The sequence below is a fragment of the Paenibacillus sp. J22FR83 genome (assembly GCF_059691955.1).
The window spans coordinates 41,075-58,559 of sequence record NZ_JCAUAM010000018.1; the positions used below are offsets into that span (position 1 = coordinate 41,075).

At 47.1% G+C, this 17,485-nt stretch carries 17 protein-coding genes; 13 read left to right on the forward strand and 4 right to left on the reverse strand.

Going from position 1 to position 17,485, the window contains the following annotated elements; translation table 11 throughout:
- Window positions 1–20: 20 nt before the first annotated feature.
- On the reverse strand, window positions 21–920 hold the full coding sequence (locus tag AC58PV_RS27670; protein ID WP_497435927.1) for a LysR family transcriptional regulator: 900 nt from the start codon (window positions 918–920) through the stop codon (window positions 21–23).
- Between the two features lie 251 nt (window positions 921–1,171).
- On the opposite strand from AC58PV_RS27670, the gene AC58PV_RS27675 reads away from it, so the two are divergent.
- The 12 genes from AC58PV_RS27675 (at window position 1,172) to AC58PV_RS27730 (ending at window position 13,803) form a co-directional block, all read left to right on the forward strand.
- Window positions 1,172–2,503 (forward strand): LLM class flavin-dependent oxidoreductase, encoded by a 1,332-nt coding sequence (locus AC58PV_RS27675; RefSeq protein WP_497435928.1) that lies wholly within the window; start codon window positions 1,172–1,174, stop codon window positions 2,501–2,503.
- A 13-nt stretch (window positions 2,504–2,516) separates the two neighbouring features.
- Window positions 2,517–3,848, forward strand: a complete 1,332-nt coding sequence (locus AC58PV_RS27680) for an LLM class flavin-dependent oxidoreductase (protein WP_497435929.1) — start codon at window positions 2,517–2,519, stop codon at window positions 3,846–3,848.
- 20 nt (window positions 3,849–3,868) lie between these two features.
- The gene (locus tag AC58PV_RS27685; RefSeq protein ID WP_497435931.1) at window positions 3,869–5,512 is read left to right on the forward strand and encodes an ABC transporter substrate-binding protein; all 1,644 of its coding nucleotides are present in this window, start codon (window positions 3,869–3,871) and stop codon (window positions 5,510–5,512) included.
- A gap of 21 nt (window positions 5,513–5,533) precedes the next feature.
- Window positions 5,534–6,457, forward strand: a complete 924-nt coding sequence (locus AC58PV_RS27690; RefSeq protein WP_497435932.1) for an ABC transporter permease — start codon at window positions 5,534–5,536, stop codon at window positions 6,455–6,457.
- Between the two features lie 21 nt (window positions 6,458–6,478).
- Entirely contained in the window at window positions 6,479–7,375 is an 897-nt protein-coding gene (locus AC58PV_RS27695; RefSeq protein ID WP_497435933.1) for an ABC transporter permease, read from the forward strand.
- Window positions 7,376–7,378: 3 nt separating this feature from the next.
- A complete protein-coding gene (locus AC58PV_RS27700) occupies window positions 7,379–9,415 on the forward strand; it encodes an ABC transporter ATP-binding protein (RefSeq protein ID WP_497435934.1) in 2,037 nt (678 codons plus the stop codon).
- A 35-nt stretch (window positions 9,416–9,450) separates the two neighbouring features.
- Window positions 9,451–10,260, forward strand: a complete 810-nt coding sequence (locus AC58PV_RS27705; RefSeq protein ID WP_497435935.1) for a CoA transferase subunit A — start codon at window positions 9,451–9,453, stop codon at window positions 10,258–10,260.
- Window positions 10,261–10,275: 15 nt separating this feature from the next.
- Complete coding sequence (locus AC58PV_RS27710) at window positions 10,276–11,061, forward strand: CoA-transferase (protein WP_497435936.1); 786 nt, start codon at window positions 10,276–10,278, stop codon at window positions 11,059–11,061.
- Window positions 11,062–11,075: 14 nt separating this feature from the next.
- Window positions 11,076–11,663: a cysteine dioxygenase family protein gene (locus AC58PV_RS27715; protein ID WP_497435938.1), complete on the forward strand. Its 588-nt coding sequence runs from the start codon at window positions 11,076–11,078 to the stop codon at window positions 11,661–11,663.
- Between the two features lie 49 nt (window positions 11,664–11,712).
- Window positions 11,713–12,882 carry a CaiB/BaiF CoA transferase family protein gene (locus tag AC58PV_RS27720; RefSeq protein ID WP_497435939.1) on the forward strand — a complete coding sequence of 390 codons (1,170 nt, stop codon included), beginning with the start codon at window positions 11,713–11,715 and terminating at the stop codon, window positions 12,880–12,882.
- 3 nt (window positions 12,883–12,885) lie between these two features.
- Window positions 12,886–13,380 carry a DinB family protein gene (locus tag AC58PV_RS27725; protein ID WP_497435940.1) on the forward strand — a complete coding sequence of 165 codons (495 nt, stop codon included), beginning with the start codon at window positions 12,886–12,888 and terminating at the stop codon, window positions 13,378–13,380.
- A 126-nt stretch (window positions 13,381–13,506) separates the two neighbouring features.
- Window positions 13,507–13,803 carry a DUF6509 family protein gene (locus AC58PV_RS27730; protein ID WP_497435941.1) on the forward strand — a complete coding sequence of 99 codons (297 nt, stop codon included), beginning with the start codon at window positions 13,507–13,509 and terminating at the stop codon, window positions 13,801–13,803.
- A gap of 461 nt (window positions 13,804–14,264) precedes the next feature.
- On the opposite strand, the gene AC58PV_RS27735 is transcribed toward AC58PV_RS27730, so the two are convergent.
- The 3 genes from AC58PV_RS27735 to AC58PV_RS27745 all read right to left on the reverse strand — a co-directional run bounded on the left by AC58PV_RS27735 (window position 14,265) and on the right by AC58PV_RS27745 (window position 17,053).
- Window positions 14,265–15,206 carry an aldo/keto reductase family protein gene (locus tag AC58PV_RS27735; protein ID WP_497435943.1) on the reverse strand — a complete coding sequence of 314 codons (942 nt, stop codon included), beginning with the start codon at window positions 15,204–15,206 and terminating at the stop codon, window positions 14,265–14,267.
- A gap of 199 nt (window positions 15,207–15,405) precedes the next feature.
- Window positions 15,406–16,500, reverse strand: a complete 1,095-nt coding sequence (locus AC58PV_RS27740; RefSeq protein WP_497436027.1) for an L-dopachrome tautomerase-related protein — start codon at window positions 16,498–16,500, stop codon at window positions 15,406–15,408.
- Between the two features lie 271 nt (window positions 16,501–16,771).
- Window positions 16,772–17,053 carry a hypothetical protein gene (locus tag AC58PV_RS27745; protein ID WP_497435944.1) on the reverse strand — a complete coding sequence of 94 codons (282 nt, stop codon included), beginning with the start codon at window positions 17,051–17,053 and terminating at the stop codon, window positions 16,772–16,774.
- A 189-nt stretch (window positions 17,054–17,242) separates the two neighbouring features.
- On the opposite strand from AC58PV_RS27745, the gene AC58PV_RS27750 reads away from it, so the two are divergent.
- Window positions 17,243–17,485, forward strand: a complete 243-nt coding sequence (locus AC58PV_RS27750; protein WP_497435945.1) for a spore gernimation protein GerQ — start codon at window positions 17,243–17,245, stop codon at window positions 17,483–17,485.

Here is a 17,485-nt window from a genome sequence, read left to right on the forward strand (position 1 = left end):
CTTCTTTTTTGTCTCCCTCCTTAAGAGGCAGATGATACTGTGCTCGTCAGCTCTTTCCGGAAAATCTCGACGAGACTCTCTGTCGCCAAGCTGAAGGTGCTGGCATTCATTTTGCGAAGTAAGCCTGTGACTAAACCAGAATCCAAATCATCAATTGCTTTAAGAACCGTGCCAGGCGGCGTTGGTGTTGCAGAAATGACAGGAACAACGGCGATGCCGAAATTAGCTTGCACATAATATTTGAGCGCAGCCATATTGCCAATCTCCATGCCGGAGTAGGGGCTGCCGCCATTTTCGAGCAAGGCATTCTCAAGTTTTTGGCGATAAGGGCACTGAGAGTTCGTGATCAGCAAATGCTCATGCTGCAAATCCTGCAGACGAATAGTCGGCTTTGAAGCTAATGAATGCGTTTCTGGAACGAGCAGTGCGAGCCTTTCGCTGAAAAAAGGTTCAAAGGAATGCTCTAATCCCGTATTAGGCGTCGAGCAAATGGCCATATCGATGCTCCCCTCATGGAGCATTTGGCCGAGCACAGTCGTGTTGCCAATGTGAATGGAAATCTTCACTTTGGGATGCTGGCGCAGGAAGGGACCAAGCAGCTGTGGCAGCCGATAACTAGCTGTGGGTTCCATGACGCCGAGTCGTATGATTCCTGCATCCCCTTTGACAAGTTCATCCATAGAAGCCTGTAGATAATCGTAATCCTTCAGCAGTAGATCGGCATTCTGATGAAATAATCGGCCAGCCTCCGTTAATGTAAGCTTTTTTCCACGCTCCAAAAGTTTAACGCCTAGATCACTTTCGAGCTTCTGTATATGCATCGTTACGGTTGATTGACCGTATTGCAACTCCTCCGCCGCACGCTGAAAGCTACCGAGCCTGATAATAGTTTGAAAGGTTTTGATATTGCGAATATCCATAGGATCCCCAGTCCTCTCCTAAGATTTGGTTCATCAATTGTGAAGTAAACGATCGGAATTTTCAATTTTACAAAGTCTTACAACTATCATATCATGAATTCTTATTAATCCAAGTGTTTTACTTGTATATTCATAAAAAGTGAATCAGAGGTTCATCTTTTTGAATTGTACAAGAGAGAGTTCCTGATTTATGATAAATACCATTAAGTGCATCGGAATAATCATATATAAACAAACGGAGGCTGATTCGAATGGCAAAAGGGAAAAAAATTAAACTAGGTGCAATGATTCACGGAGTAGGCGGAGGTTGGGAAGATTGGAAACACCCGGATGCGATTACGGATGCGAGCACCAACTTTCAATTCTATAAACATCAAGCGCAAACAGCGGAAGCGGGGAAATTTGATTTTGCTTTCATCGCAGATAGCGTTCATATTACGGAAAAATCAAGCCCGCATTACTTGAATCGGTTTGAACCACTGACCATTCTATCCGCACTTGCAGCCGTGACGAAACGGATCGGCCTTGTGGCGACCGTGACTGTCAGCTACAGTGAGCCTTTTACGGTGGCTAGGCAATTCGCTTCACTCGACTTGATCAGCAAAGGGCGCGCAGGTTGGAACGTGGTCACTTCCTGGCTATCAGGCAGTGCGAACAATTACAGCAAAGAAGAGCATCCGCCGCATGAGAAGCGTTACCGCATTGCGCAAGAGCATGTGGATGTGGTGAAAGGTTTATGGGATTCCTGGGAAGATGATGCGTTCACGCGGAATAAAGAGACAGGACAGTTTTTTGACCCGGAGAAGCTCCATACGTTGAATCACAAAGGTGAGTTCTTCTCGGTGCAGGGTCCATTGAACATCGCCCGTTCGAAACAAGGGCAGCCGGTTATTTTCCAAGCGGGAACATCGGAGGATGGCCGCAACTTTGCTTCGAAGAATGCAGACGCGATCTTCGTTGGGCACGAGAATATTGAGGAAGCCAAGGCTTATTATGCGGATATCAAACGCAGGGCGGTATCCTTCGGTCGTAACGCCGACGATGTCTCGATCCTTCCTGGCATTCGGCCCATCATCGGTCGCACGGAAGAAGAAGCAGAGCGTAAGTACCTCGAAACGGTTAATCTTGTATCCATTGATAAAGCGATTATAGCGCTAGGTCGTCCGTTCAATGATTTTGATTTTAGCGTGTATCCGTTAGATGAACCGTTCCCAGACCTTGGGGATTTGGGGGCTAACAGCCAGCAAGGCGGATCAACGAAGATTAAACGATTGGCCAAAGAGCATAATCTGACTTTGCGCGAAGTTGCGCTCCGTTTTGCAACACCGAAAGGAAATTTCGTGGGGACTCCGGAGAAGATCGCCGATACGATTCAGCAATGGGTGGAAGAAGGAGCGTCCGACGGATTCATTATTGGCGTGGGAATACCGGGAGCCCTGCAGGATTTCGTGGAGCTGGTCGTGCCTATTTTACAAGAACGCGGCTTATATCGTACGGAATACGAACATGACACATTGCGTGGTCATTTAGGTTTGGAAGTACCGGTTAATCGCAATAGCAAAGCCAAAGTGCTGAACGTATAAGGGGGAGAAACACATGTCCAATTCAAGAAAGCTTAAACTCGGAGCCACGATTACAGGTGTAGGTACATCCAAATATACTTGGCGGAATCCTGAAATACCGGGAGATGCCAGTGTTGATTTTGATTATTATGCCGGGCAGGCGTTACAAGCAGAGGAAGGCAAGTTTGATTTTGTTTTTATCGTGGATAGCACGTATATTACGGAAAAATCAGCTCCGCATTATCTAAACCGGCTAGAGCCACTGACGGTTCTATCCGCACTTGGAGCCGTAACCTCGAAGATTGGTCTGGTGGGGACGCTAACGGCGTCTTTCACACAACCATTCACAGTGGCAAGGCAGTTCGCTTCGCTGGATCATATCAGCGCGGGACGTGCAGGCTGGAATGTTGTAACGACGGGTCTTGAAGGTGCTGCTCGCAATTACAGCAGGGATGAGCATTATGCCCATGATGAGCGCTACCGGATCGCAGAGGAGCATTTGGAAGTTGTGCGCGGGCTGTGGGATTCGTGGGAAGATGATGCATTCACGCGGAATCAAACAACGGGCGAGTTCTTCGATCCGAGCAAGCTGCATGCGCTGAATCATAAAGGGAAGCATTTCTCTGTACAGGGGCCACTGAATATTGCCCGTTCCCAGCAAGGTCAGCCTGTGATTTTCCAAGCAGGCGGGTCGGATGATGGCCGAAATCTAGCAGCGAAGAGTGCCAATGCCATTTTTACAGGACATGAATCGATTAAGGAAGCGAAAGCTTTTTATCAAGATATTAAGGCACGTGCGGCTGCTTATGGCAGGGCGAGCGAGGAAATCCTCGTGTTCCCAGGCATTAGTCCAATCATTGGTCGGACAGAAGAAGAAGCAGAGAGCAAATATCAGGCGATTGCAGGGTTAGTGACGTTGGAGGATGCGCTTGATCAGTTAGGTCGACCATTTACTTATCACGATTTCAAGCAATACCCGCTGGATGAGCCGTTCCCGGATCTCGGCGATCTTGGCAGCAATAGCTACCGCAGTTCGACAGACCGTATTAAGCGGATTGCCAAAGAAGAGAATTTGACACTGCGTCAAACCGCATTGCGTTTTGCAACACCTAGAAGCTCTTTCGTGGGTACGCCTGAACAAATCGCAGATACCGTTCAACAGTGGTTTGAAGAAGGCGCAGCTGATGGCTTTATTATTCATACAGGCATACCGAGTGTGCTAAAAGATTTCGTAGAGCTTGTCGTGCCGATTCTTCAGGAGCGCGGTATTTATAGAGAAGAATACGAAAGTGAAACGTTGCGGGGTAATCTTGGCCTCGAAATCCCAGTAAACCGATATACAAAACAGAGAATAGCTCAAGCATAAGCTTAAAGGGAGAGAATGATATGAAAAAGAGGATCGGATCTATCGTCAGCGGTTTACTCATTACTGCTTTCATCGTAACAGGCTGCGGGGAAGCCTCGAAGGAAGGGGCGTCCAAGGAAGGCGCATCTCAAGAAGCGGGTACAGTAACCCCAGGCGGTGAGCTAGTGTGGGCACTTGCAGGTACGGTGACTTCAGACAGCTTGGACGCTCACAAAGCAGGCTTCGCCCCAACGACGAGAGTCATGCGTTCTATCTACGACAGCTTAGTCGTGGAGCTGCCTGATCACACGATTAAGCCGTGGTTAGCCACATCTTGGGAGCTATCCGCAGACAAGAAGAGTTATACGTTCCATCTGCGTAAGGATGTAAAATTCCATGATGGCACGCCGTTTAATGCCGAAGCTGTGAAATTTAATTTTGATCGGATTATTGATCCAGCGACCAAAGCGTCCATCGCATTGAACGAGCTTGGCTCGTATCAATCGACGGAAGTTATCGATGAATTCACTGTGAAGGTGAATTTCAAGACGACCTTCGCGCCGTTCCTGAGCAACGCTGCCAAAGTCGATTTGGGCTTCGTTTCTCCGACAGCTGTGAAGAAGTACGGGGATGCATTCCCGCAAAATCCAGTGGGCACGGGACCCTTTAAGTTGAAGAAAATTACACCTAGCTCACAAGTTGAACTGGAGAAAAATCCAGACTACAACTGGGGCCCTTCCAACGCGAAGCATCAAGGTCCTGCCTATTTAGATAAATTAACCGTGAAATATGTGGAAGAAGAAGCCACCCGTGTCAGCGTTCTGCAAAGCAAACAAGTACAAGTGGCAGACATTATTCCTCCGCAGAATCTCGTGGCATTGAAGGCGGATCGTAATTTTAATGTTCAGGAAACCGAACTGCTGCAGGCCAACTATACACTCTATTTAAATATTCAGAAGGCACCTTGGAATGATCTGAAAATACGGCAAGCGTTCCGCTCGGCCTTGGATATCGACTCGGCTGTGAAGACCATTTACTTAGGCACTTCGAAGCAAGGCTGGTCGCCGCTTTCTCCAGAACAGTTTGCCTATTCACCGAGCAGGGAGAATGCCTACAAGCTAGATGCAGCCAAGTCTAATCAAACGCTGGAAGAGGCAGGTTGGATCAAGGGAGCGGATGGTTACCGTTCCAAAGACGGGAAACGACTCACGGTCGAAGTGATTGATACACAAGGGAATCGTGAGAAGCGGCTTGATTTGATCGCGATATTCACACAGCAGCTGAAACAAGTAGGGATCGAGCTGAAAGTGATTTCCTTGCCTAGTGGTACATACACGGATCGCCGGAATAAAGGGGATTATGACCTGATTGCGGGCAGTCAATTCTCGGGAGATCCCGATGTGCTCAGACAGCTTTACTCGACCAAAGGTCCTTCTAAGGCTAATAATATTGCCAAAACGAATGATCCTAAATTAGATGAGTTCTTGGAGCAGGGCTATCTGGAAACAGATCCTGAGAAACGGAAAACGATCTATAAAGACGCACAAGAGTACATTATTGATAATGTTTACGGAATTCCTGCGTATGTGTTCAACTACTCTGTTGCTTCCACGAAAGAAGTGAAAGGGATTACGTTCGATTCGCCAGCCTGGCCAGTATTCTATGATGCTTGGATTCAAAAATAAGATCACGAGGGGGAGTCACAGATGGTGAAGTATATCTTGAACAGGCTCATCGTGTCCATTCCAGTCATTCTAGGTTCGTTGACGCTTGTTTTCTTAATCATTCACTGGCTTCCCGGTGATCCGGCCCAGATGATTGCAGGTGAGGATGCCTCACCTGAGCGCATCGACTATTTAAGAAAGCAGTTTGGCTTAGATCAGCCGCTTTGGCAGCAATATGCTGTGTATTTGTGGAAAAGCATTCGGGGGGATTTTGGCCATTCTTTCGCCAACAGTCAACCCGTGATCGATCGACTGCTGGCTCAGCTGCCGGCCACGCTTTCCTTGGCGCTATTGAGTACTATTTTTGCCATTATCGTCGGTTTCATTCTGGGTGTGTTATCAGCAGTTTATAAGAATCGGGTGTTGGACTACATCGTTCGCGTTATTAGTTTACTTGGTGTTTCTATGCCCAAGTTTTGGCTTGGCATTCTGCTTATTCTTGTCTTTTCGGTGCATTTTCAACTCTTACCCGCTATTGGGAATGGCAGCTTTAAACAGTTGATTCTACCGTCATTCGCATTAGGGGTGACAGGTGCAGGGATGTTGACTCGGATGGTGCGGAATAGTGTGTTAGAAGTTATTCATGAACCTTTTGTCGTGACACTGCGGGCGAAAGGATTGTCCGAAAGAATCGTGCTCTACAAGCACGTGCTTCGGAATGCTTTGCTGCCTGCGGTTACGATTCTTGGTTTGTTAGTTGGAGAGATGCTCTCGGGAGCTGTTGTGACGGAAACGGTCTTCTCTAGGCAAGGCTTAGGGAAGTTAGTGGTAGACGCGATCAATCAGAAAGATATTCCAGTGATTCAGGCGGCAATTCTGATTACAGGACTTTTTAATATTGTGGTTAACTTGATGGTGGATGTGTCTTATTCCTATGTGGATCCGCGTGTCCGTAAGTCAGCATAACGATGAAAGGAGTTGGCGTTCATGCTATTTAACACGGTAACAACAGAAAGGCTGTTAAGGAAGAGGCAGGAGCTTCTGAACTTCCGATTTCGGTTAAGAAAGCTTAATTTATCCAAGGCACTGCTAAGCTTGTCGCTGTTTATTTTGGCTTTTCTAATCTTGTGTGCTATCGTTCCCTCCTGGATTGCGCCTTACTCACCAACGGAAATGCTGACGGATAAACTCTTGAAATCGCCAAGTTTATCGCATCCGCTTGGAACCGACCAATTCGGTCGGGATGTATGGACACTCGTCATCTATGGCAGCAGACAATCGCTAGTTATGGGAGTCGTATCCGTCGTGATTGGCGGTTGTATTGGGACACTATTCGGACTGATGGCAGGATATTGGGGCGGCGTTGTCGATTCGTTATTTATGCGTTTCAACGATATTCTCATGACGATTCCGGGCATTTTGTTGGCGATCGCGATTTCAGTTGCCCTCGGACCTAGTTTCTTCAACGTCATATTGGCTATAAGCGTGGCTACGATTCCTGGTAAAGCAAGGGTCGTGCGCAGTCAAGTGATCTCCATTCGCAATCGGCCTTTCATTGATGCAGCGCGTGCGGTAGGGACATCACATCTCGAAATTATGCTGCGTCATATTCTGCCGAATTGCTTCTCTCCGTTACTCGTCATGATGACGATCGGTGTCGGGAGCTCGATTCTAGTAGGAACAGGGTTAAGTTTCCTTGGACTTGGTGTGGTGAAAGAAATCCCGGATTGGGGTTATATGCTCTCCCAAGGACGCAGCTATATGACAGTTGCTTGGTGGGTGGCTACGTTTCCAGGTTTGGCTATTACGTTGCTGGTGATTGTAGTTAATCTGATTGGTGACGAAATTCGTGATCGCATGGATCCAAAGAAATCGAGGGCATAGCGTATGAAACCATTACTCGAAATTGATGCATTGTCCGTTGATTTTCAAACAGCCAGCGGTTCACTCAATGCCATAAACAAGATTAGTTTACAGATCGGAACAGGAGAAATTGTGTGCTTGGTCGGGGAGTCAGGGAGTGGAAAGACGATTACGTCCTTGTCGATTATGCATCTGATTAACTATGATGGCGGCTATGTTTCACACGGAGATATTAAGCTCGATGGGCAAAGTCTAGTGGGGCTGTCACAAAAGGAAATTAGCGATCTGCGTGGGAAAAAAATCGCGATGATCTTCCAAGAGCCGATGACTGCGCTTGATCCGATCTTCACCATTGGCAGCCAAATCATCGAAGTCATCATTCGTCATGAGCGAATTTCGAAGCTGGGGGCCAAAGAAAAGGCGATATCCTTACTGCGCAGAGTGGGCATTCCAGAACCGGAAATTCGGATGGGGCAATATCCGTACGAGCTTTCGGGCGGTATGCGCCAAAGGGCGATGATTGCCATGGCACTAGCCTGCGGACCTGAGCTGCTTATTGCTGACGAACCTACGACAGCGTTGGATGTTACGATCCAAGCGCAAATCTTGAGCTTGCTCCGTGAGCTGAAAGATGAATTCCAGATGTCCATTCTGCTCATTACCCATGATCTCGGGATTGCAGCTGAAATGGCCGACCGTGTCGTGGTTATGTATGCGGGAAAGGTTGTTGAGCAGTCGCCAGTACATCAATTGTTCGAAAATCCAGCCCATCCCTACACACAAGGTCTCCTGCATTCCATTGTTACCCTGGATAATGTTCGTGGTTTGAAGTTGTATACGATTAAAGGCACGATTCCCAGCTTGTCTAATTTGCCGACCGGCTGCCGTTTCCATCCCCGTTGCCCCTACGCAACGGATCGGTGTTTGAGTGAAGATCCACCCCTGCAGGAGTTGCATGGTCGTGAGGTTGCGTGCTGGAATGCGGAGCGGATTGATCATTTGGCGGCTGAGTTCTTCGGGGATGCGGTAACGACTACGCCTGTCGAACTGCCTGGCAGTGTGGGGCTTCGTGATGATGCATGGGCACTGGAGATGGAGCCGCCGTTGCTTCAAGTGAAGAATGTGAAGAAATATTTCCCGATCCGCCAAGGATGGTTTGGGCGAGGCCGCTCTTCCATTAAAGCGGTTGATGATGTGTCCTTTGACATCCGCAAAGGGGAAACCTTCGGCCTTGTCGGGGAATCCGGATGTGGCAAATCCACGCTAGGCAGAGTCCTTCTTCAGTTGGAGAAAGCAACGGCGGGCTCTATTCAATTTGAAGGCAGAGATCTCATTCAAGCGGGTGCGAAGGATTGGAAAGATACGAGAAGAGATATGCAGATTGTGTTCCAGGATCCCTATGGTTCCATTAATCCTCGCTGGAAAGTGGGAGATATCATTGGTGAACCATTCTGGGTGCACGAGTCTTTGCGTGGATCCGCCAAACGAGCCAAAGTAGAGTCGGTTATGGAACTCGTTGGCTTGAATCCATCATGGTATGATCGGTTGCCGCATGAATTCTCAGGCGGGCAGCGCCAACGAATTGGGATTGCTCGGGCGATTGCGCTGAATCCGAAGTTTATCCTAGCTGATGAAGCGGTTTCCGCTTTGGATGTTTCTGTTCAGTCTCAGATTGTAAATCTCATGCAAGATATTCAGCAACGCATGAATTTAACGTATTTGTTCATCGCACATGGCCTTAATATTGTTCGTTATATTTCAGATCGTATTGGTGTTATGTATTTAGGCAAATTAGTTGAAATTGCACCAACAGATGAGCTGTTCAGGCATCCTGCACATCATTATACGAAGGCGCTTCTGTCCGCCATTCCAGTGCCGGATCCCAAGCGGAAGCGCAGTTTCGTGCCTTTGGAAGGCGAAATGCCGTCACCTGCAAGACCGCCATCAGGCTGCCGTTTTCATACGAGATGCCCAGCTGCGACGGCACTGTGCCGTGAGGTAGTGCCAGAGCTAGCGCCGATTGCGCCTGGTCATTATGCAGCATGTCATTACCCTTTGTAAGAAATGGAATTTTATTGGAAAAAGGAGTGGGGTACGTGCCATCCAAGTTAATATCCATACAAGAGGCGGTTGCACAGATACCGGATGGTACGAAACTTGCCGTTAGCGGCAATATGGAGATGTCTCCGATGGCCCTCATTCGTGAAATCGTCCGTGCGAAGCGGCGTGAGTTATACCTCGTTTGTGTCGGGGCTGCGGCAGTGAACGCGGATCTTTTGATCGGAGCTGGTGTTGTCTCGACCGTTGAATTTTCACAAATTTCGATGGGGGAGTATGGGTTTGGGCTGAACTTCAGGCGCAAATTCGAGCAAGGTGCGATAACCGGATTAGAGCATGCTTGTCCGACGCTAACGGCAGCACTTGGGGCAGGTGCTTCTGGTATCCCCTTCACCCCAGTGCGAGGGTTGATCGGAACGGGTTATATGCAAATCAGATCGGATTTTCATGAGATCAAGAATCCGTACAATGCGGAGGAGAGCATTGCCATTGTGCCGGCGATTCGACCAGACGTAGCGATTTTCCACGGGTACAAGGGGGATACACATGGCAATGTGATTGCTCATCCAGCGCAGAACAATCGACTGCTCGCCCAAGCTTCCGTGAAGGCGTTCGCTACGGTGGAGGAGATCGTGTCACCTGAGGAACTGCTTCGTGAAGTCAACCATAGTGTAGCCTTCATCCCATCGCTGTTTCTCAACGGTGTCGTTCATGCACGTGGTGGTGCTCTGCCCACGGCTTGTCCAGGCTATTATGAGGCTGATGACGTAGAAATTTCCAATTATATGGAAGCTTCAAATTCAGATGCTGCATTCGAAGAGTATGTGAAGAGCTTCATACACACATAGTGGGGGAGGAATCGTATGAGTCGTATCGAGCAAGGGAGCTTGTCTTCGTATTCCATGGAGGAAGCGATGATATGTTACTTGGCAAGAGAGCTGCACAACCATGAGGTTATCGGAGTCGGAAATAACTCACCTATCCCAGCTGCGGCTGCACTGCTTGCCAAAGCGACGCATGCGAAGCAAGCCTCCGTTTATATTCTTGGGCAGTGTGATTGGCCGTTCCAAGGTACGAAAGAATTTTTTGACCTTATGCAGCGAGGCGAAATGGATGTATTCTTTCTCAGCGGTGCTCAAATCGACAGCTATGGACGCATCAATCTGCATACGATCGGCGACTATGGCAAGCCCAAGGTGAGACTCCCTGGAGGAGCGGGATCAGGGGTTGTTTATTTTACATGCAAACGCATTTTCTTATGGAAAACGGACCATGGGCCCAAAGGATTTCCAGAAACACTCGATTTCGTAACCTCAATACCTTCTTCAGGAAGGGGCATCTATCATCAAACCGGATTAGTTGGCGTATTTACCCCCCTAGGTGTATTGAAACCTATTGGACCTGAGCGCAGATTAAAGCTAGCTGCAACCGTGCCTGGTGTGAAGCCTGCTGAGGTACAGGGGAGAACGGGGTTTGATCTTGGGTTGAATATGGGAGGGGATGCTTCGATTCCAAATCTCGAACCTCCAACTGTAGCAGAATTAACGACACTTCGTTTTGAGGTAAGCCGTGAATTACGGCGTATATATCCGTTGTTTGCGAAGCAGCATTTTGGCGTGTATTTGCAAAGTGCCGCAGTTCAATCATAGAAAGAGGGATGTAGATGAGCGAAAATAAACCCTTTCATCAGTTGGAAGTAGACATTACAGAAATACTGGCTAGTCATCAGGATTATCGTACCATTATTGATCACGTACGGCCGCATTTGCAACAATTGTTGACCACTGATGGCTTATTGCCTGCAGACTTGCAAGTGCCTCTTCCTAATAAGTACGCGCAGTATTTGCTGTATAGGCCGGAGAACGAGTCCTTCGCCGTCATTGCCTTCGTATGGGGAGCGGGGCAAGTTGCTCCGGTTCACGATCATCTCGTATGGGGATTAGTCGGTGTATACCGCGGTTCCGTTGTGGAGAAGCGCTACCGACGTGAAGATCACGGCGAAGATGCCGAGCCACGCTATACGATTCGCGAGGTATCGGAGGTCACAGCGTCCCAAGGAGATATCTCATTTGTATATCCACCGGATTATGACATTCATGGTGTTGCGAATCCATTTGATGAGGCAGCCATTACGATCCATATATATGGGACGGATATTGGGAAACAGCCTAGGCATATCCATGATGTTGCCACTGGGAAAGCTCGTGATGTGATAACGAAGCATGATAATGTAAGTCCTATTTTTAGCTAATGACAGGGTAGTCACGCTAATTACTCTCATAAAGAGGAGCGGAACACATATGAGCAATAACAATCAGGGTCCTCTTGCAGGCATCAAAGTTATAGAATTTGGACAAATAGCGGCAGGTCCTTTTGCAGGAATGTTGTTTGCTGATCTGGGCGCGGATGTGGTCAAGGTAGAACGGCCTGATGTGGGGGACAGTATGCGAGAATGGCCGCCATTCATGACGAACGAAGAAGGAGAGGGCTATAGTTCCAATTTCAGTTCGTTGAATCGGAATAAACGCAGTATAGCGATTGATTTCAAAGCGCCAGCGGATCTTGAACGATTGCGTGAGTTATGTGTGCAAGCTGATGTCATCGTGGAAAATTATCGGCCAGGCGTACTGGCGAAATTCGGCCTTAACTATGAGCAATTAGTGGAAAACAACCCGAAGCTCGTGTATTGTTCCATTTCTGGCTACGGACAAAAGGGTGCTTACGCGCAAAAAGGTGCCTTCGACGTGACTATTCAAGCTATTAGCGGATTGATGAGTGTGACGGGAGAAGAGGATGGCGCACCTGTCAAATGCGGAGTTCCTGTAGCAGACTTCGTAGCAGGGCTCTATGGCGCTTATACGGTCGTTGCGGCGGTTCATCAAGCATCGCGAAGCGGGAAAGGCAGTTACATTGACTGCTCCATGCTAGCAAGTGTGCTGGGTATATCCGCTTTGCAGACAAGCGAGTATTATGGCAATGGGGTGGCACCGAAGCGCTTGGGCAGCGCGCATCCGCGCAATGCCCCTTATCAAGGTTATCACGGGAGTGATAAGCCATTCGTAATCGCTGCCGGCAATGAAAAGTTGTGGCGCGAGGTGGTGGATGCTGTGGAGTTGCCGGCGCTCGCTGACGATCCGCGGTTTCAGAACCAGACGTTGCGCGCGAAGCATCAGAAGGAACTGGCTCTGCTTCTGCAGGAAGCATTCAGTCGGAGAACTGCGGCAGAATGGCTTGATATTTTTGATGGACGAGGTGTGCCTTGTGCACCAATTAATACGTTTGAAGACATCTTGCACGATCCTGCGGTGAAGGAAAGTGGCTTGATTCACGAGTTAACGCTTCCGAATCATACGCAAACTATGACCGTAGGTTATCCCGTTAAGCTAACGGATTATGAGTTTCAGATTTATCGCAAACCGCCGCTTAAGGGTGAGCATACAGAAGAAATTTTTCAAGAATGGGGTGTTTAGATCGTGAGTGAGACAACAAGGCTTTATATTGATAGTTACCTGGCAACTTCGGAAAGAATTAGACACCTTATAAACCAGCTTTCACATGAACAGTTGGTATGGAAGCCTGCGCCTGAGAAGTGGAGCATTAAAGAAGTTGTAGCCCATCTCGTAGATGCGAGCTTTGTGCATGCCATCCGTATTCGTAAAATTGTAGCTGAAAATGGCAAAGAGTTTCTCCTCTACGATCAGGATGCATGGGTTGCGGAGTCGCGAGCGAACCAGACGGAATTGAGTGATATTCTGCTTGCGTTTGATGCGATACTTGCCTATAATGCGCTGTTCTATGGACGTTTGACAGAAGAGCAGTGGGAACGTAAGGGGAATAATAACGGCAAAGAAATCTCTGTCGCCGATTTGTTTCACGGCTTTATTCGTCACGTAGAAACGCATTTACTGCAAATTGGGCGTAATTTGGATGCGTTAGGTGTGACGTACAAGTCAGTAAACAATGTGTAGAATGCCGATAGGAAGACGGATAGAAAGACCGATAGGGGCATTTTCTGTGACAACAGAGAGGTGCCTTTTTTCTTTTGCCCGCATTTCGGTTATACTAACAGGTGCAGAAGAGAAAGGGGCGGTACGATGTTTACAATTACAACCTACACCGTAGAATTAGTTCGAGATCCTTTTGGGATTTTGACAGGACAACGCTATGAATTTATCATCGATATTGACGTTGAGGAAGATGATGAGCTATATTCCGAGAGCGGTCTATATATCCGAGCGATCTACAATGTAACCGAAGAAACGTCAGCACTTATGAAATACGAGTTGTACGAGAAAACGACCGAACTTTATCTGGATTTTGACCTAGAAGACGATGAAGTTGCCGTCGTGGAAGCGTTCTGTAAAGAGCATTATTTGGAAGGTAATGAATGAGGGGGAGCGAAGTTAGCTCTTCCTTTTTTTGTTATAAGATCACTACATGCGGCGAATAGATGGATTTCCTACAGTTAATTCTGTTGGAATTCCGTGATATCAGCGGATAAATGGATTTTATACAGTTAATTTTACGCATATGGCGCCAATGTGTGTTTGGGGATAGAATTTACTACTTAAATTCTATTTAAATGGAATATAGCTGGGAATTCGACTGAATAGCTGTATATTTTCCAGTTATTCTCTGTTGCTGAAACTATATCAACCCAAAGCTACTCAATACGCCAAACAAGCCAATCTCTAAAACAAACTCATCTACTCAACTAACGAAAGCCACCATCACACGCATCTACTCCAGCTCATTCAACACATCATGCTACCAGCTTCCTACTAAACGCAAAAACCTGCTCAATGGCAGGTTTTGCATGTCACATACTATGCAATTGTGAAAGTGACTTGAGTTAGCCTTGCAGAATAGTCTCAATGCTGCTCAGAACATCATCTGTCAATTGAATGCCGCTTGCGTTGCAATTCTCAACAACCTGCTCCGGTCGGCTTGCACCAACAAGTGCGCTCGATACGTTGTTTTGGCGCAGGATCCAAGCGATGGCCAATTGGGATACTTTGATCCCTAATTCATCGGCGATGCCGGATAATTGAGCTACCTTGTGCAAGGAAGTTTCATTCAGCTGCTTTTCATCCCAGTTTTTGCTGCTAGCCCGGCTATCGGCGGCGATTGGCTGGCCTGCACGATATTTGCCTGTTAAGAGTCCCTGTGCCAGAGGCGAGAATACCACTTGACCGAAACCTTTCGTTTCACCGAGAGGGATGATATCTTTTTCGATATAGCGGTTGAACATATTGTACACAGGCTGATTCACGATTAGTTTATCGAGCAAAAGCCGATCCGCGATGGCGTAAGCCTCCACGATTTGCGCAGGAGTCCACTCACTCACGCCGATATATAGCACTTTGCCTTGCGTAACGAGATCATCCAACGCTCGCAGCGTTTCTTCCAGCGGTGTTTCCGGGTCAAAACGGTGACAATAATACACATCCACATAGTCTGTATTCAGACGACGAAGACTCGCTTCTGCTTGTTCTTTAATATGCTTACGGGAAAGACCGCGATCGTTAGGACCTTCACCCATTTTACCGAATACTTTAGTAGCTAGTACATAAGAATCCCTCGGATAGGCGGCTAGCACTTTCCCCATCACTTGCTCGGCTTCACCACGCTCATACACATTAGCTGTATCGAAAAAGTTTACACCTAGATCATAGGCTTGCTCAATGGAACGAACCGCAGGATCTTCTCCGACATACCCACCATAGGTGAGCCAACTGCCTAGACTGATTTCACTCACTTTAAGTCCACTATTGCCCAGTTTACGATATTGCATGCTGAAATGCCTCCTACTCTAATATGGAATGTGTACCTATCGCGCATTGCGCATGTACATTCCTATTATAAAGAATTCAGGAGAGATACGTAAGGACTGAAGAGAAGGTAAGTAACTTACCTCCAGGTGGTGATGCCCGAGAATTACGTTCTAGGTATTTCCTCCGACCAGCTTTCGGATGATTCGGGAAATGGCTATATTAAAAGGTAGGAGCAGGTGGTTCGTCTATTTTCATACGGAGTAAACTATAAGGCTTCTGCCGCAGGTCATTTCCATAATGAAATCTTGCCTGCCGATGTAATTGGTTCACGATGAAATATAAGTATTGATCTGGACCAATCGAAAAAGTATCCGGCCATAAAATTCTAGGATCATGTGCGATCGTTTCCATGATGCCATTCGGCAATATCTTTCGAATACTGTTGTTTTCGTAATCTCCAGCATAAACGGTTCCTTCTGCACCAGTGATCATGCCATCTGAAGCACCTTTTTCTCCCCAATACTTTACGTTATTCTGTAAATTCTTATCCGGTATCGTTCGGTCTCTTAGGATTTCCGTTGAAATCGAGTACAGATGTCGACTGGAGAGTGGACAGAAATATAAAATCTTGCCGTCCGGGGAAATTGCTATTCCATCAGAGGCCAATCTAAAGGGTGAAGTAGATCCATCTTTGTTTCGATTCATCAAGATTTCACCTTCAACTTTCGGTAAAAGAAAGAGATCTGGTGATGTTGAATTTGCCCCGTTTAACCGTCTCCAGGCATAACCTGTTTCTAAATCAACGACAATAATGGCACCCGGTCCTCGGGAAGACGAATCCGTTATATAAGCATAACCTTCTTTGCCAACACGAAAATCAAATCGGACATCATTCAGATAAGTAGTTGGCAGGACAACATCCTCAGTAAATGTAAATACGCTTCTTATGGTATTCGTATTTAAATCTACAGCGACTAACTTCGCCCCCCCTTTGATGGGTTCTGAGAAATTAGGAGCCCCCGTATCCAGTACCCAAAGCGTTCCCTTACCATCAGCAACGACACTTTGGACACTAATGAAGGACGTTGTGATATTCGATTGGCTTATCCAATTAGCGTCTAAACTAGGATAAGGCTGTAATGTACCGAGAACGATTTCAGCCACCGTAAATTTAACATCGTCTCCCCATCTTGGAAAACAAATAAAAATGCGCCCAGTTTCAGAAACAGTAACGCCTGTAGGCATGGCCCCGTAAAATAAAAAAACCGCTTCAAACTTACCGAAATACTTTTCACTCGGTAACATCATTTGTATAAAATCCTCCTCTACAGGTTCGAACTACTATCTCCTATATATGACTGAATGTGGCTCAAATGCCTGGATAATAAAATATATTATTATCCGACTGCCGCCGCGCTGTGGTGCTGAAGAACGTCGGCATTTTAAGGACCAACCCCTAATAATTAGGAAGCAGAAGAAATAGGGAGGCCCCTTAAGGGCCTCCCTATCGCTTGTCATGATTCGCTGCGCACTCCATTTGTATCCGAAAAGAAGGAGAAACTCTGCCACTAACAAAGCTACCGTTTTATTGTTGGTCAGGCAGACGTAATGCGTTTGCTGAAGTTTGCGCTTGATCTAGAAATTCCTCTGCTTGGGTCAATTGCTGCCGGGCTGTCTCCAAAGCTTGTGAATTTGTTGCTGCATGAGATTCACTTATCGAGCTTATCGCCTGATGTAAAGCCGTTTGCGCCTCAGAAACCGCTTTAGATGCATGCTGCTCCAGCTTATTACCGCTCGAATTAAGTGCACCTTCTGCCGGTTTTCTTGCATTTTCGGTGACTAGATCAATTTTGTTTTCATTAGGCAAGGCGAGTCCTCCTCCCTTGAGCAAAGATCATTAATTTAAACAGAATAAGTATGTGGTTGTGATTTTGTTTATATACCTGCGACTGCATGGAATTATCCGGACCCAACATGTCAGGCAAGAAATTTTTAGTATAAGATTCGATGAGTCGGAAAATCTAACGTTATGAAAAAAGGAGGGGATAATGTCTCAATGAATATGCCAACGCTAGCACCGCACGAATCGATGGAACTGCATGAAGCGTTAAACTTTAAAACGCTCTGCCTCGCTAAGTCCAAACTTATGCAAGGCTTGGTCTTTGACCAAGAGCTAAAAGCGTTAATGCAGAAAGACGTCATTCAATCCACACAACAAATCACCGAGCTGCAAGCAATCTACGCAAGAGCTCCTTTCCAAGCGCCTGTTCCGAATAGCCCCACACCTATAACACATTAA

Excerpts from the sequence above, each read along its gene's own strand:
- AC58PV_RS27685 (WP_497435931.1), top strand. The coding sequence starts at position 3,869 with ATGAAAAAGAGGATCGGATCTATCGTCAGCGGTTTACTCATTACTGCT.
- AC58PV_RS27710 (WP_497435936.1), top strand. The coding sequence starts at position 10,276 with ATGAGTCGTATCGAGCAAGGGAGCTTGTCTTCGTATTCCATGGAGGAA.
- AC58PV_RS27750 (WP_497435945.1), top strand. The coding sequence starts at position 17,243 with ATGAATATGCCAACGCTAGCACCGCACGAATCGATGGAACTGCATGAA.
- AC58PV_RS27690 (WP_497435932.1), top strand. The coding sequence starts at position 5,534 with ATGGTGAAGTATATCTTGAACAGGCTCATCGTGTCCATTCCAGTCATT.
- AC58PV_RS27700 (WP_497435934.1), top strand. The coding sequence starts at position 7,379 with ATGAAACCATTACTCGAAATTGATGCATTGTCCGTTGATTTTCAAACA.
- AC58PV_RS27695 (WP_497435933.1), top strand. The coding sequence starts at position 6,479 with ATGCTATTTAACACGGTAACAACAGAAAGGCTGTTAAGGAAGAGGCAG.
- AC58PV_RS27735 (WP_497435943.1), bottom strand. The coding sequence starts at position 15,206 with ATGCAATATCGTAAACTGGGCAATAGTGGACTTAAAGTGAGTGAAATC.
- AC58PV_RS27680 (WP_497435929.1), top strand. The coding sequence starts at position 2,517 with ATGTCCAATTCAAGAAAGCTTAAACTCGGAGCCACGATTACAGGTGTA.
- AC58PV_RS27730 (WP_497435941.1), top strand. The coding sequence starts at position 13,507 with ATGTTTACAATTACAACCTACACCGTAGAATTAGTTCGAGATCCTTTT.
- AC58PV_RS27720 (WP_497435939.1), top strand. The coding sequence starts at position 11,713 with ATGAGCAATAACAATCAGGGTCCTCTTGCAGGCATCAAAGTTATAGAA.
- AC58PV_RS27675 (WP_497435928.1), top strand. The coding sequence starts at position 1,172 with ATGGCAAAAGGGAAAAAAATTAAACTAGGTGCAATGATTCACGGAGTA.
- AC58PV_RS27670 (WP_497435927.1), bottom strand. The coding sequence starts at position 920 with ATGGATATTCGCAATATCAAAACCTTTCAAACTATTATCAGGCTCGGT.
- AC58PV_RS27715 (WP_497435938.1), top strand. The coding sequence starts at position 11,076 with ATGAGCGAAAATAAACCCTTTCATCAGTTGGAAGTAGACATTACAGAA.